This window comes from Xanthomonas sp. 3498, assembly GCF_014199795.1.
Classification (GTDB): Bacteria; Pseudomonadota; Gammaproteobacteria; order Xanthomonadales; family Xanthomonadaceae; genus Xanthomonas_A; species Xanthomonas_A rydalmerensis.
The window spans coordinates 29,291-42,167 of record NZ_JACHOH010000002.1; the positions used below are offsets into that span (position 1 = coordinate 29,291).

The 12,877-nt window shown below is 71.0% G+C and carries 15 protein-coding genes; 11 read left to right on the forward strand and 4 right to left on the reverse strand.

Annotated elements, in window-relative coordinates; translation table 11 throughout:
- Positions 1-79 precede the first annotated feature (79 nt).
- From GGR66_RS05105 to GGR66_RS05115, 3 genes are all read left to right on the forward strand, one after another.
- The gene (locus tag GGR66_RS05105; protein ID WP_184447501.1) at positions 80-397 is read left to right on the forward strand and encodes a hypothetical protein; all 318 of its coding nucleotides are present in this window, start codon (positions 80-82) and stop codon (positions 395-397) included.
- Positions 398-499: 102 nt separating this feature from the next.
- Positions 500-1,189, forward strand: coding sequence for a carbonic anhydrase (locus GGR66_RS05110; RefSeq protein WP_184447502.1), 690 nt, complete (start codon positions 500-502; stop codon positions 1,187-1,189).
- Positions 1,190-1,208: 19 nt separating this feature from the next.
- Positions 1,209-2,774: a SulP family inorganic anion transporter gene (locus GGR66_RS05115; protein ID WP_184448073.1), complete on the forward strand. Its 1,566-nt coding sequence runs from the start codon at positions 1,209-1,211 to the stop codon at positions 2,772-2,774.
- 387 nt (positions 2,775-3,161) lie between these two features.
- On the opposite strand, the gene nth is transcribed toward GGR66_RS05115, so the two are convergent.
- Genes nth through GGR66_RS05130 form a run of 3 tightly spaced genes read right to left on the reverse strand, consistent with a single transcriptional unit; the run spans position 3,162 to position 5,028 of the window.
- Positions 3,162-3,839, reverse strand: a complete 678-nt coding sequence (nth, locus tag GGR66_RS05120) for an endonuclease III (RefSeq protein WP_160965763.1) — start codon at positions 3,837-3,839, stop codon at positions 3,162-3,164.
- Positions 3,836-4,234: a hypothetical protein gene (locus GGR66_RS05125; protein WP_184447503.1), complete on the reverse strand. Its 399-nt coding sequence runs from the start codon at positions 4,232-4,234 to the stop codon at positions 3,836-3,838. Before GGR66_RS05125 ends, nth begins: the two co-directional genes overlap by 4 nt.
- An 11-nt stretch (positions 4,235-4,245) precedes the next feature.
- A complete protein-coding gene (locus tag GGR66_RS05130; RefSeq protein WP_184447504.1) occupies positions 4,246-5,028 on the reverse strand; it encodes an enoyl-CoA hydratase-related protein in 783 nt (260 codons plus the stop codon).
- A gap of 160 nt (positions 5,029-5,188) precedes the next feature.
- On the opposite strand from GGR66_RS05130, the gene GGR66_RS05135 reads away from it, so the two are divergent.
- From GGR66_RS05135 to GGR66_RS05150, 4 genes are all read left to right on the forward strand, one after another.
- Entirely contained in the window at positions 5,189-5,890 is a 702-nt protein-coding gene (locus GGR66_RS05135) for an FKBP-type peptidyl-prolyl cis-trans isomerase (protein ID WP_160965769.1), read from the forward strand.
- A gap of 113 nt (positions 5,891-6,003) precedes the next feature.
- Positions 6,004-6,804, forward strand: a complete 801-nt coding sequence (locus GGR66_RS05140) for a DUF1289 domain-containing protein (protein WP_160965771.1) — start codon at positions 6,004-6,006, stop codon at positions 6,802-6,804.
- Positions 6,801-7,682 carry a sulfurtransferase gene (locus GGR66_RS05145; protein WP_184447505.1) on the forward strand — a complete coding sequence of 294 codons (882 nt, stop codon included), beginning with the start codon at positions 6,801-6,803 and terminating at the stop codon, positions 7,680-7,682. Before GGR66_RS05140 ends, GGR66_RS05145 begins: the two co-directional genes overlap by 4 nt.
- Positions 7,683-7,715: 33 nt before the next feature.
- Complete coding sequence (locus tag GGR66_RS05150; RefSeq protein ID WP_184447506.1) at positions 7,716-8,675, forward strand: DUF1684 domain-containing protein; 960 nt, start codon at positions 7,716-7,718, stop codon at positions 8,673-8,675.
- Positions 8,676-8,923: 248 nt separating this feature from the next.
- Here GGR66_RS05150 and GGR66_RS05155 read toward each other — a convergent pair whose 3' ends face one another.
- Positions 8,924-9,499 carry an N-acetylmuramoyl-L-alanine amidase gene (locus tag GGR66_RS05155; protein WP_184447507.1) on the reverse strand — a complete coding sequence of 192 codons (576 nt, stop codon included), beginning with the start codon at positions 9,497-9,499 and terminating at the stop codon, positions 8,924-8,926.
- A gap of 22 nt (positions 9,500-9,521) precedes the next feature.
- Between GGR66_RS05155 and GGR66_RS05160 the strand changes: the two genes are divergently transcribed.
- From GGR66_RS05160 to GGR66_RS05175, 4 genes are all read left to right on the forward strand, one after another.
- A complete protein-coding gene (locus tag GGR66_RS05160) occupies positions 9,522-10,013 on the forward strand; it encodes an MOSC domain-containing protein (protein ID WP_184447508.1) in 492 nt (163 codons plus the stop codon).
- Complete coding sequence (locus GGR66_RS05165; protein WP_160965781.1) at positions 10,010-10,537, forward strand: alpha/beta fold hydrolase; 528 nt, start codon at positions 10,010-10,012, stop codon at positions 10,535-10,537. The genes GGR66_RS05160 and GGR66_RS05165 overlap by 4 nt, the downstream gene beginning before the upstream one ends.
- The gene (locus tag GGR66_RS05170) at positions 10,534-11,055 is read left to right on the forward strand and encodes an N-acetyltransferase (RefSeq protein ID WP_160965783.1); all 522 of its coding nucleotides are present in this window, start codon (positions 10,534-10,536) and stop codon (positions 11,053-11,055) included. The genes GGR66_RS05165 and GGR66_RS05170 overlap by 4 nt, the downstream gene beginning before the upstream one ends.
- 170 nt (positions 11,056-11,225) lie before the next feature.
- Entirely contained in the window at positions 11,226-12,836 is a 1,611-nt protein-coding gene (locus GGR66_RS05175; protein ID WP_184447509.1) for an ABC-F family ATP-binding cassette domain-containing protein, read from the forward strand.
- The last annotated feature ends 41 nt before the right edge of the window (positions 12,837-12,877 follow it).

Here is a 12,877-nt window from a genome sequence, read left to right on the forward strand (position 1 = left end):
CGTCGACCGCCGTGGACGATGCGGTGAATTGTGCGGCGCAGCACTTGTCATCGACGACGCGCCTTCCTACTGTCGAACCATGCTCGCCCGCCTGTCCATGTTGATGTTGACCGCGTTGCTGGCGCTGTCCGCGCTCCGTGCAGGATCGGTCGTGGCGGCGGTGCCGGCGGCGCTGTGTGCGAGCGCCTGCGCCGGCGATGTCGACGCTGACCTCGATGGGGTGCCGCCCGAGCTGGACGCGCCAGCCGCCGATACCGATCCACACGACGCACCGCTTGCGGTCGCGCCGGCGTTGTTTCCGCCGACCCTCCTGATCCGGCCGATCTTGCCGGCGCCATCGGCAGCGCCTGGCCGCAGCTATCGCCGTCCCGCGCTGCGTCCTCCCTCTCCAGCCTGACGCCTGCATCGCCGCTGGCGATGCCGATCCTTCTCTGCTGTTTGCGTCTGCGTCGTGCCAAGTGCGGCACGGCCTCTCTCCCCCTGTGCCTGGAGATCCCCCATGCAACGTCTGCTCGACGGTTTTCGCCATTTCCGCAACGAGGTCTATCCCCGTCAACGCGGGCTGTTCCGGCAACTCGCCGCCGGCCAGACCCCGCACACGCTGTTCATCACCTGCGCCGATTCGCGGGTGATGCCGGAACTGATGTTCGCCGCGCAGCCCGGCGAGCTGTTCGTCTACCGCAACATCGGCAATGTGGTGCCGCCATACTCGCAGCACGTCAGCGGCGTGGTCGCGGCGATCGAGTACGCGGTGGCGGTGCTGCAGGTCGAGCACATCGTGATCTGCGGCCATACCGATTGCGGCGCGATGAAGGCCGTGCTCAATCCCGCATCCCTGCAGGACGTGCCGACCGTGGCGGCCTGGCTCAAGCACACCGACAGCGCGCGCCAGGTCGCCGCGCAGCACGGCCATGCCGCCCATGCCGAGGATGCGTTGCACTGCCTGACCGAGGAGAACGTCGTGTCGCAGCTGGACCACCTGCGCACGCAGCCGGTGGTGGCGGCGCGGCTGGCGCGCGGCGCCCTGCGTATCCACGGCTGGATCTACGACATCGGCCATGGCGAGATCCGCGCCTTCGACGCGGAGCAGGGGCGGTTCCTGCCGCTGCTGCCGGAAGCGGGCCGGCGCCCGCCCGATGCCACGCCGCCGCCGCGGCTGGCCCCGGTCCTGCGCAACGTCGCCGTCTGAGGAGCCGCCCATGCAAACGATGACAGAGCACGCTCCGGCCGGCGCTTCCGCGCTGGCCCGTTACCTGCGCGGCGGCGCCTTCGGTCGCGACCTGCTGGCCTCGGTGGTGGTCTTCCTGGTCGCCTTGCCGCTGTGCATGGGCATCGCGATCGCGTCGGGCATGCCGCCGGCCGCCGGCCTGATCACCGGCATCGTCGGCGGCCTGGTGGTCGGGCTGATCGCCGGCTCGCCGTTGCAGGTCAGCGGTCCGGCCGCAGGCTTGGCGGTGCTGGTATTCGAGTTGGTGCGCACGCACGGGGTGGCGGCGCTGGGGCCGGTGATCCTGCTGTCCGGTGCGATCCAGCTGGTGGCCGGGTTGTGCCGCGCCGGCGTGTGGTTCCGCATGACCTCGCCGGCGGTGGTCGCCGGCATGCTCTCGGGCATCGGCATCCTGATCGTCGCCTCGCAATCGCACGTGCTGCTGGATGCGGCGCCGAAGGCGCGCGGCCTGGAAAACTTCGCCGCCTTGCCGGCGGCGCTGTGGCGCGCGCTGGATGCAGGCGTCGGCCGCGCCGCCTTGCTGGTCGGTCTGGGCACCATCGCGATCATGTTGGCGTGGGAGCGGCTGCGCCCGCAGCGCTTGCGCTTCGTCCCCGGCGCCTTGTTGGCGGTGGTGACGATGACCGCGCTGGTGCAAGCGCAGGGGCTGGATGTACGCAAGGTCGACGTGCCGGCCAACCTGCTCTCGGCGATCCAGGTGCCGAGCCTGGACGACATGCTCGGCGTGCTCGATGCCACGCTGCTGCTGTCGGCGCTCACCTTCGCCTTCATCGCCAGCGCCGAGACGCTGTTGTCGGCGGCGGCGGTGGACCGCATGCATCAGGGACCGCGAACCCAGTACGACCGCGAACTGGCCGCGCAGGGCGTGGGCAACATGCTGTGCGGTTTGCTCGGCGCGTTGCCGATGACCGGGGTGATCGTGCGCAGCGCGGCCAACGTGCAGGCCGGCGCGGCCACCCGCGTCTCCACCATGCTGCACGCGGGCTGGTTGCTGGTGTTCGCGCTGCTGCTGCCGTGGCTGCTGCGGATGACGCCGGTGGCGTGCCTGGCCGGCATCCTGGTCTACACCGGGCTGAAGATGGTCAAGCTGGGGCAGGTGCGCGACCTGGCCGCGTATGGCCGCGGCACCGCTGCGATCTACCTGGCGACGACCTTCGCCATCGTCGCCACCGACCTGCTGACCGGCGTGCTGATCGGTTTTGCATTGTCGCTGCTGCGCCTGGCGCTGCAGCAGTCGCGGCTGACGGTCGGAGTGCATGCGCACGAAGACGCCGGCGGCACGGATGCCGGTACTGGTCCTGGCAAGTTGCGCCTGTCGCTGGAGGGGTCGGCCACCTTCCTGCGCGTGCCGACCATGGCGCGGACCCTGGAGCGGCTGCCGCCGAACACCGAGTTGCATCTGGACGTGGCGCGGCTGCGCCACGTCGACCACGCGTGCCTGGAACTGCTGCGCGACTGGAGCCGCAACGCCGCGTCCCGCGGCTGCGCGCTGGTGGTGGACTGGAAGGAACTGGACCGGCGCGTGGAAGGGCAACGTGCGGCGTAGTCGGTGGGCGCGGCCAGCGGTCGCTCGTTGGTCATCGAACACCTGTGGGAGCGGATTCGGCCGCGACGAATGCAGGCGGGCAATGTTGGCTGCGGAGAGTGTCGCGGCTGAAGCCGCTCCTACAAGTGCCGCATCCAGCGAGCGTTCCAGGTGAAGTTGTAGGAGCGGTTTCAACCGCGACGAGCGCAGCGATAGGTTCACGGTGTCGGCTGCTGTCGGGGCTGAAGCTCCTCCCACAACATCAGGTTTCGGCTCGCGGAACGCCATTGTAGGAGCGACTTCAGTCGCGACGAGCGCAGCGGCGGACGTCGCGTGGCGTACACGTTGCCGGCGCCGACATTGCCGGGCGCTGCACCGGCCAATGCTCAAGACAATGATGCAGCCCACTCAACCCGGCGTCTTGTCCTTGTACCGGCACAGGTCGCGGATCGCGCACTGCGGGCAGTCGGGCTTGCGTGCCTTGCACACGTAGCGGCCGTGCAGGATCAGCCAGTGATGCGCGTCGTGCAGGAACTGCGCGGGTACGCGTTTGAGCAGGGCATCCTCCACCGCGCGCACGTCCTTGCCCGGGGCCAGCCCGGTGCGGTTGGCGACGCGGAAGATGTGCGTATCCACCGCCATCGTCGGTTCGCCGAAGGCGGTGTTGAGCACCACGTTGGCGGTCTTGCGGCCGACCCCGGGCAGCGCTTCCAGCGCGGCGCGCGAATGCGGCACCTCGCCGCCGTGCTGCTCGACCAGGATGCGGCAGGTGGCGATGACGTTCTTGGCCTTGGCGTTGAACAGGCCGATGGTGGAGATGTAGCGCTTCAGCCCGTCCTCGCCCAGCGCCAGGATCGCCGCCGGCGTGTTCGCCACCGGATACAGGCGGCGGGTGGCCTTGTTGACGCCGACATCGGTGGCCTGAGCGGAGAGGATCACCGCGATCAGCAGTTCGAACGGCGTGGTGTACTCGAGCTCGGTGGTCGGGCTGGGGTTGAGTTCGGACAGACGCGAGAACAGTTCGTGGATCTCGTCCTTGCTCAGCAGGCGTCCGCGCCGTGCAGGCGCGCCGGCGGTCGCGCTCATCGGCCGCCTCGCTGCGCGGCCTTGGCCTTGGCGCGGGCCAGGATCGCCGCGGCCGCCGCGGGCAGGGCCGGCGCGCTCGGTGCGGCCGTGGTTGCGGCCGAGGTCGAGGCAACCGGTATGGTTGCCGCACGCCGTGCCTGGCGCGCGTTGGCACGGCGTTCCAGCCGCGCAGTGCGCGCCCGGTAGCGCGCGCGCGCGGCCCACGCCTCGCGCAGGCGCTGCTGCGCGGCGAGCACCTGCGCGCGCAGCTGCGGATGCGCCGGGTCCAGGCCATCGTCGCCGGGGTCGGTGCCGCGGTACTCCATCAGGCCGCCGTCGATCGCGGCATCCAGATCGTCGTCCAGGATCCAGCGCAGCAACTGCAGCGGCGTGGCGGGAGCGGGGGCGTGCGACATCGTGCGCGGGCTCAGCGGTTGCGGAACTGCGGCGGGCGCCGCTCCAGGAAGGCGCGGGTGCCCTCGCGCATGTCCTCGCTGGAGAACAGCAAACCGAACTGTGCGGTCTCGTACTCCAGCCCCTGTTCGATCGCGCTTTCGCCGCCGATCTGGATCGCGTCGAGGATGCCGCGCAACGCCAGCGGTGCGGACTCGGCCAGTTGCTGCGCCAACTGCAGCGTGGTCGCACGCAGGTCGTCGGCCGTCACCACCCGGTTGACCAGGCCCAGCTGCAGCGCGCGCGTCGCGTCGATCGGCGCGCCGAGCAGGCACAGTTCCAGCGCCGCGGCGCGGCCGACCAGCCGCAGCAGGCGCTGCGTGCCGCCGAAGCCGGGAATCAGCCCGAGGTTGATCTCCGGCTGGCCCAGGCGCGCGCCCTCGGCGGCGACGCGCAGGTGGCAGGCCATCGCCAGTTCCAGCCCGCCGCCGAGGGCGAAACCGTTGACCATCGCCAGCACCGGCTTGGGCATGCGCTCGATCCGGCGCATCAGGCGCTGGCCGAGCTGCGAGAAATCGCGGCCCTGCACCGGTGTCAGTTCGTTCATTTCGGCGATGTCGGCGCCGGCCACGAAGGCCTTCTCGCCGGCGCCGGTCAGCACCACCACGCGGATCTGCGGGTCGTCCGCGGCCTCGGCGAAGGCCGTCTCCAGTGTCTGCAAAACCTGGCGATTCAAGGCGTTGAGCTTGTCGGCTCGATTCACGGTGAGGATGCGGATCGCACCCTGGGTATCGGCGAGGACCGGCGTGCCGGACATGTGCATTCCTGGTTGTTAAAAAAAAGTAATGGGAACTCTGGGCGGGCCGCGCCAGTCAGAGCAGCGTCGTCGGTAGCGGTTACGCGCCGCGGCGGCTATCCTAACGCGTCATCTCAGGCGGCACGGGCCGCCCTGTGCCACCACCCTGGAGAATTGTTTGATGAAGTTGCGTTCTATTGCGGTCGCTGTCGCGGCCCTCGCCCTGAGCGGCAATGCGTTCGCCCAGGACACCTCGTCCGAGAAGGGCAAGCTGAGCTATTACTTCGGCTACGACTACGGCAACAACCTTGCCGAACTCACCGGCCGCGGCGAGCAGCTCGATATCAATGCGGTGGTGAAGGGCTTGCAGGACGCCTACGCCAAGAAGCAGCCGGCGGTCAGCGCCGACCAGCTGAAGCCGGCGGTGGAAGCGTTCCAGAAGCGCGAGCAGGCCCGCGCCCAGCAGGCCAAGGCCGACTACGAGAAGGCCGCTGCCGAGAACAAGACCAAGAGCGACCAGTTCATGGCCCAGAACAAGGCCAAGGCTGGCGTGCAGACGCTGCCCAGCGGTGTGCAGTACCGCGTGATCGAGGCCGGCAAGGGCGCCAAGCCGACCCAGGCCAGCACGGTGCAGCTGGAAGTGGCTGGTCCGTATCCGTTCGGCCAGCGTCCGGCGCAGGCGCGTCCGGCGCAGCAGATTCCGTCGATCAAGGTCAGCGAAGTCGAGATGCAGGCCATGCGCGACACGCTGCTGCAGATGCCGGCCGGCTCCAAGTGGGAAGTGACCCTGCCGCCGGACAAGGCCTACGGTGCCGACCCGCGTACGCCGTTCCCGCCGAACGTGGCGGTGCAGTTCGAGATCAAGCTGGTCAGCGTCAAGTAAGCACGCTGTTTCAGTGCACGACGATTGCGCCGGCAGCGATGCCGGCGCAATTTTTTTTGGCAGGCAACGACGGCGCCGACGAATCGCGCTAGGCTGGCAAGGTGTCGAATCCGATGGATCCCGTTCCGCATGCCCCGCTCACGCCTTGCATCGGTATCTGCCGTCTCGATGCGCAGGGCTATTGCGTGGGCTGCCTGCGCAGCGGCGACGAAATCGCAGGCTGGCGCGGCATGAGCGACGCCGAACGCCGCCGCTACATGGACGAGGTGCTGCCGGGCCGCGGCTGGTCGCCGTCGCCGGCGCAGCGTCTGGCCGAACGCGCGCATCTGCTGCGCGCGCTGCACCCATTGCAGCAGCCGCCAGCGGGGCCGGGCTGGAACCACCACGAATTGCAGGACCTGCTGCCGGATGGCGCGCCGGTGGAAGCCGCAGTGCTGGCCGGCCTGGTGCCGCGCGCCGATGGCACCCATGTGCTGTTGACCCGGCGCACCGACAGCCTGCGTCACCACGGCGGCCAGGTCAGTTTCCCCGGCGGCCGCATCGAGGCGAGCGACGCCGATGCGGTGGCCGCGGCGCTGCGCGAGAGCGAGGAAGAGATCGCGCTGGCGGCGACGCAGGCCGAGCCGTTGGGTTACCTGGATCCGTTCGTCACCATCAGCGGCTTCCGGGTGATGCCGGTGGTCGCGGCGATCGATCCGCGCTTCGTGCCGCAGCCGCATCCGGGCGAGGTGGCGGAGGTGTTCGAGGTGCCGCTGGCCTATCTGATGGCGCCGGACAACCTGCGCAGCATCGAGACCGATTACCGCGGACGCCCGCGGGTCGTGCTGGAGTACGGCTGGCCCGGCCAGCGGATCTGGGGCGCGACCGCGGCGATCCTGCTCAACCTGCGCCGCCGATTGGAGCAAACCGCATGACCGCAACGTCCCCCGCATGGCACACCCTGGTCGAGGCGCCGACGCTGGCGGCGGCGCTGGACGATCCCGATCTGCGCCTGGTCGACGCGCGCTTCGCGCCAGCCGCGCTGCTCGATCCGAGCGCCGCCGCGGCGGCACGTGCGGCGTACGCGCAGTCGCACCTGCCCGGCGCGGTCTACGCCGATCTCAACGCCGATCTGTCCGATCTCGGCCGTCCTGGCCTGGGCCGGCACCCGCTGCCGGACGACGCGGCGTTCGCGCGCACCCTGGGGCAATGGGGTATCGGCCCGCAGCACCATGTGGTGGTGTACGACGCCGGCGACGGCAGCATGGCTGCCGCCCGCCTGTGGTGGATGTTGGGACTGCTCGGCCATCGCCGTGTCGCGGTGCTCGACGGCGGCCTGGCCGAATGGCGCCGGCTGGGCCTGCCGGAAACCGACGCGGTCACCGCGCCGTCGCCGCTGCCGCCGTATCCGCAGGCCTTCGATGCGGCGCGCATCGTCTCCGCCGAGGAGGTCGCCGCACGCTTGCACGAGGCGCCGGGCTGGTTGTTCGATGCGCGCCCCGGCGAACGCTTCCGCGGCGAGGTGGAGCCGATCGACCCGCTGCCCGGGCACGTGCCGGGCGCGCTCAACCGGCCGCTGGCGCAGAACCTGCGCGACGGTCGCCTGCGCCCGGCGCAGGAACTGCGCGCGGAGTTGCAGCCGCTGCTGCAGGGCCGCGATCCGCGCGAGGTGGTGCTGATGTGCGGCTCGGGCGTCACCGCCTGCCATCTGCTGTTGGCGCTGGAACACGCCGGCCTGCACGGCGCGCGCGTCTATGCCGGCTCCTGGAGCGGCTGGATCGCCGATCCGGCGCGGCCGCGCGCCATCGGTTAGGGCCGGCGTCGGCGTACACGGAACGCATGCACGATGACACGCGACCGGGGCGGCACCATGCGTTGGCGTGAGGTCTGCGGGCTGGCGATGCTGTTGGGCCTGGCCGCCTGCGGCGACCGACGCGCGGCGGACGATGGCGCCGATGCCTCGCCGCGCGCGCAATCGGCCACGCACTATCGCGAATCTGTGCAGCGAGGCCGCGCGCAGCGCCTGGCGACGCTGCGCGCACCGTCGGGCTGGTTGAGTTTCACCGGCTCCGGCCGCCTGCACAGCGGCCTGCACCGGGTCGGCAGCGCACCCGACAACGACGTGCAGTTGCCGGCCGGTCCGGCGCATCTGGGCGTGCTGCAGGTGGATCTGCAGGACGGCGTGCATTTCCAGCCCGCGGCGGACGCGACGGTGCAGGTGAACGGCCAGCCGTTCGCTGGTGGCCGCCTGGAGACCGACGCGGCGCACGACACCCAGACCCGCTTGATGCTGGGTGCGCAGGAGTTCTACGTGGTGCGCACCGGCAACCTGTTCGGCTGGCGCTTCCGCGATCCGCAAGCGCCGGCGCGCGAACGCTTCCCCGGCATCGACTACTTCCCGATCGATCCGCAGTGGCGGGTGGTGGCCGACTGGCATCCGGTGCCGGCGCCGCAGGCGATGGTGCTGCTCACCTCGATCGGAACGCCGCAGCCGCTGGCGTTGGTCGGCAGCGCAGAATTCGTTCTGCAGGGGCGGCGCTACCGCCTGCAGGTGCTGCGCGACGGCGCCAGCCAGCGCCTGTTCCTGCCGTTCTCCGATCGCACCAGCGGCCGCGAGAGCTATGGCGGCGCTCGTTATCTGTTCGTGCCGACGCCCCAGGGCGACCGCATCGTGCTGGACTTCAATCTGGCGCAGAACCCGCCATGCGCGTTCACCTCGCACGTGGTGTGTCCGCTGGCGCCGGTCGGCAATCGCCTGGACGTGGCGGTGACCGCCGGCGAGAAGAACTACGTCGGCGCGCGCTGAGCGCGCAGGAATCTTGTAGGAGCGGCTTCAGCCGCGACGGGGCCGTTCCCGGTGAAATCCGTCGCTGCTGAAGTCGCTTCTACAGATGCTTTCGGTCGCGAGGAGCGGTGCCCTTCAGGCGCGACCAGGCAGTCGCGCTGATGCCCGGTCGCGGCTGAAGCCGCTCCTACGGGAGCGTGCGAATGCGACGCTGTCCGGTACTGCATCGCGGCCCGAATCGACGGTTCCAATTCACCGCCCCAAGGCGGTCACGGCGACGGCGCATACGGCGCCAGCGCCACCGCCTCCAGCACCTGCGGCCACGGGAAGCGCGGTCCCGGATCGAGCTTGCGCTGTACCTGCCGCGTCGGATCGTCGCTGGCTGGTTCCAGGCTGCGGTCCAGTGCCTCGTGTCCGGCGATGTGGCGCAGTTGCGGCAGTTCAGTACGCAACTGCTGCAACAGCTGGATCAGCGCCTGGATCTGCCCCGGAGCGTAGTCCTCGGTCATCGCCTGGTGGCGCGAATCCAGCCACAGCGGATAGCGTCCGCGGTTGACCAGTTCGATGCCCAGCGACTGTTGGTTGTAGCCGCGCACGTGGTGCGCGACGCGCTGCAGCGGCACGTAGCGGTGCACGCTGCCGTCGCGGTCGATGTAGAAATGGCCGCTGTTGCCGGTGCCCGACGGATAAAGCACGCGTTCGCCGTACAGGCGCGCGCTGGCCAGGTCCGGCAGTTCGGTGCAGTGGATCACCGCCAGCGTGATGGTGTCCGGCGCACGCTCCTCCAGCAGTCCGACGTAGGGCAGGGGCGCATCGTGGATCGGCAACGGCGAGGTGGGCGGCATGCGCGGATGCTAGCATTCGCCGATGACCTTGAATTCCGAAAGCCCGCTGGCGACCTTGCTGGCCACACTGCCGCGCGCCGGACGCGTGGAATGGATCGGCCTGCGCCCGGCGCGCGACGTGCCGATGCACGAAGTCGACGCCGCCGCGGCGCAGACCGAGGGCGGCCTGCACGGCGACCGCTACGCCGGCCGCAACGGCAAGCGCGGCGTGACCCTGATCCAGGCCGAACACCTGCCGGCGATCGCCGCGCTGGCCGGCCATGCGACAGTGGCGCCGGCCACCCTGCGACGCAACGTGGTGGTCTCCGGCATTCCGCTGATCGCCCTGAAGGGGCGCCGTTTCCGGATCGGCGAGGTCGAGCTGGAAGGCATCGCGCCGTGCGATCCGTGTTCGCGCATGGAGCAGGCGCTGGGGCCGGGCGGCTATAACGCCATGCGCGGCCACGGCGGGCTGTGCGCGCGTATCGTGCACGGCGGCACACTGCGGCTGGGCGATGCGGTGGTGGCGCTGTGAGCCGCGGCCACTGCATCCTCTCGCACGGCTTCGAGAGCGGGCCGGACGCGATCAAGGTGACCGCATTGGCCGAGGTGGCTGAACGCCTGGGCTGGAGCCATTCGCGCCCGGACTACACCGACCTGGACGCGCGCCGCGACATCAGCCCGCTCGGCGACGTGCCGACGCGGCTGCAGCGCCTGCTGGAACTGGCGCAGGCCGCGGCGCAGCGCGGACCAGTCGTTCTGGCCGGTTCCAGTCTCGGCGCCTACATCGCCGCGCAGGTGTCGCTGCACGTGCCGGTGCGCGGCCTGTTCCTGATGGTGCCGCCAACGCGGATGGGCCACATGCCGGCGCTGGACGCGGCAGCGGTGCCGATCTCGGTGGTGCACGCCTGGCGCGACGAACTGATTCCCGCCGGCGAGGTGATCGCCTGGGCGCAGGCGCGCGCCGCGCGGCTGCTGCTGGTCGACGACACGCACCGCCTGGGCGAGCACGTGGCGACCTCGGCGCAGGCCTTCGCCGAACTGCTGGAGCGCCTGTGAGCGCATCCGATGCGCTGCTGCTGCGCGCCGAGCGGCCAGCCGACGCGGCGGCGATCGAGGCGCTGACCCTGGTCGCCTTCTTCCGCGTCGCAGACAGCCGCCACGACGAGCAGGCCATCATCGAACGGCTGCGCGCGGACGGCGCGCTGACCCTGTCGCTGGTGATCGAGCACGACGGTTACGTCGTCGGCCACGTCGCGGTGTCGCCGGTGAGCCTGTCCGACGGCAGCCGCGGCTGGTACGGCCTGGGGCCGCTGTCGGTGGGACCAGGCCACCAACGTCAGGGTCTGGGTACGCGGCTGGTGCGCGAGGCGCTGGCGCAGTTGCAGGCGCTGGGCGCGGCCGGCTGCGTGGTGCTGGGCGACCCGGCGTACTACGCGCGTTTCGGTTTCAGCCCGGAACCCGGGCTGACCCTGCCCGGTGCGCCGCTGGATGCCTTCCAGGCGCTGGCCTTCGGCGAGCGCCTGCCGCCGATGGCCGAGGTGGCCTACCACCCGGCGTTCCTGTCCGCTGCCTGAGCCATCGCGGCGCGCCGTGGCCCTTCGGGCGCGCGGTGCGCTAGCATCGTCCCGCGTCCCACCCATCGAGGAACTCCGCCGATGCGCCATTGATGCCGCCGTCTTCGCGACGGCCTTCGTCCTTCCTGCCGATCTCTCGGCGGGCACGACCGGCATCCATGGAGGTTCCCATGACGCATCCGCTGCTTGCGCTGGACAGCGCGACCCATGTTCTGCCCGATGGCAGGATCCTGTTTTCCGATCTGCACTTCGCGCTCGATGCGCGGCGCACCGGCCTGGTCGGCCGCAACGGCGTCGGCAAGAGCGTGTTCGCGCGCCTGCTCGCCGGCGAACTGACCCCCAGCGGACGCTGCGTGCGCCACGGCCGCCTGCATTACGTGCCGCAGCAGATCGCGCCGGCGCCGCACGCCACCGTCGCCGACCTGGCCGGCGTGGGCGCGGCGTTGCGGGCGCTGGCACGGATCGAGGCCGGCAGCGCCGACGTGGCGGATTTCGACGCGCTCGGCGAGCGTTGGGACATCGCCCAGCGCCTGCAGGCGCAGTTGCACGCGCACGACCTGGGCGCGCTGGAGCCGCAACGCTTGGCCAGCACGCTCAGCGGCGGTGAGACGATGCGGGTGGCGCTGATCGGCGCCTGGCTGGCCGATGCCGATGCGCTGATCCTGGACGAGCCGACGCTGCACCTGGACGCGGCGCAGCGCCAGCGCCTGCGCGAGGCGCTGCAGCGCTGGCCGGGTGGCCTGCTGGTGATCAGCCACGATGCGCTGCTGCTGCAGGACATGCAGCGCACGCTGGAACTGTCGCCTGGCGGGCTGCGCGACTACGGCGGCGACTACGCGTTCTACCTGCAGTGCCGGGCACGCGAGCGCGACGCCGCGCAGGCGGAACTGGCGCAGCACAAGCTGCAGCACGCGCGCGACAGCGTCGCCTGGCAGGCGCAGCACGATCGACAGCAGCGCCGCAGCGCACGTGGCCGGCAGCAGGCCGGCACGGCCAACCAGGCGCCGATCCTGCTCGGCCGGCAGAAGCAGCGCAGCCAGGACAGCGCCGGCAAGCGCGTGCGCGACCACCAGGCCACGCAGGCGCGCAGCCTGGCGCGAATCGCCGAGGCCGCGCGCCAGGTGCAGCCCGATGCGCCGGTGGCGCTGTTCGCGCCGCCGCCGGCCGATGCGGCCAGCCGCCGCCTGGTCGAGCTGCAGGCGCTGCGACTGCCGTTCGCGCCGGCGACACGGCAGCCGCTGGACCTGGTGGTGCAGGGCAGGGCACGGATCGGTGTGGTGGGAGCGAACGGCAGCGGCAAGTCGACCCTGCTGCGCGCGCTGGTCGGGCAGGTGGCGGCGCTGTCCGGCAGTTGCCGGGTGCGCGCCGCCAGCGCCTACCTCGACCAGTCGCTGGTGTCGTTGGACCCAGCTGTCACCGCACTGGCGCAGGTGCAGGCCGCAGCGCCCGGCGTCGCACTCGCCGACCTGCGCACGCGATTGGCCTTGCTCGGCCTGGACGCGCAGCGCATCGGCGTGGCCTGCGGTCAGCTCAGTGGCGGCGAACGGCTGAAGACCGCGCTGGCGTGCGCCTTCTACCGCACGCCGCCGGCCGAGTTGTTGTTGCTGGACGAGCCGGACAACCACTTGGACCGCGAGGCTCGCGACGCGCTGCGCGCCGTGCTGTTGCAGTATCCCGGCGCGCTGCTGGTGGTCTCGCACGATGCGGACTTCCTGGACACGCTGCGCCTGCAACAGCGCCTGCAGGCCGATTCCGAGGCGTGGCGGCTGACGCCGTGGTGAGTGGATGCGGCGGCGTCGCCGCGCTGGCGGCGTACTCGTGT

Excerpts from the sequence above, each read along its gene's own strand:
- GGR66_RS05105 (WP_184447501.1), top strand. The coding sequence starts at position 80 with ATGCTCGCCCGCCTGTCCATGTTGATGTTGACCGCGTTGCTGGCGCTG.
- GGR66_RS05110 (WP_184447502.1), top strand. The coding sequence starts at position 500 with ATGCAACGTCTGCTCGACGGTTTTCGCCATTTCCGCAACGAGGTCTAT.
- GGR66_RS05115 (WP_184448073.1), top strand. The coding sequence starts at position 1,209 with ATGACAGAGCACGCTCCGGCCGGCGCTTCCGCGCTGGCCCGTTACCTG.
- nth (WP_160965763.1), bottom strand. The coding sequence starts at position 3,839 with ATGAGCGCGACCGCCGGCGCGCCTGCACGGCGCGGACGCCTGCTGAGC.
- GGR66_RS05125 (WP_184447503.1), bottom strand. The coding sequence starts at position 4,234 with ATGTCGCACGCCCCCGCTCCCGCCACGCCGCTGCAGTTGCTGCGCTGG.
- GGR66_RS05130 (WP_184447504.1), bottom strand. The coding sequence starts at position 5,028 with ATGTCCGGCACGCCGGTCCTCGCCGATACCCAGGGTGCGATCCGCATC.
- GGR66_RS05135 (WP_160965769.1), top strand. The coding sequence starts at position 5,189 with ATGAAGTTGCGTTCTATTGCGGTCGCTGTCGCGGCCCTCGCCCTGAGC.
- GGR66_RS05140 (WP_160965771.1), top strand. The coding sequence starts at position 6,004 with ATGGATCCCGTTCCGCATGCCCCGCTCACGCCTTGCATCGGTATCTGC.
- GGR66_RS05145 (WP_184447505.1), top strand. The coding sequence starts at position 6,801 with ATGACCGCAACGTCCCCCGCATGGCACACCCTGGTCGAGGCGCCGACG.
- GGR66_RS05150 (WP_184447506.1), top strand. The coding sequence starts at position 7,716 with ATGACACGCGACCGGGGCGGCACCATGCGTTGGCGTGAGGTCTGCGGG.
- GGR66_RS05155 (WP_184447507.1), bottom strand. The coding sequence starts at position 9,499 with ATGCCGCCCACCTCGCCGTTGCCGATCCACGATGCGCCCCTGCCCTAC.
- GGR66_RS05160 (WP_184447508.1), top strand. The coding sequence starts at position 9,522 with ATGACCTTGAATTCCGAAAGCCCGCTGGCGACCTTGCTGGCCACACTG.
- GGR66_RS05175 (WP_184447509.1), top strand. The coding sequence starts at position 11,226 with ATGACGCATCCGCTGCTTGCGCTGGACAGCGCGACCCATGTTCTGCCC.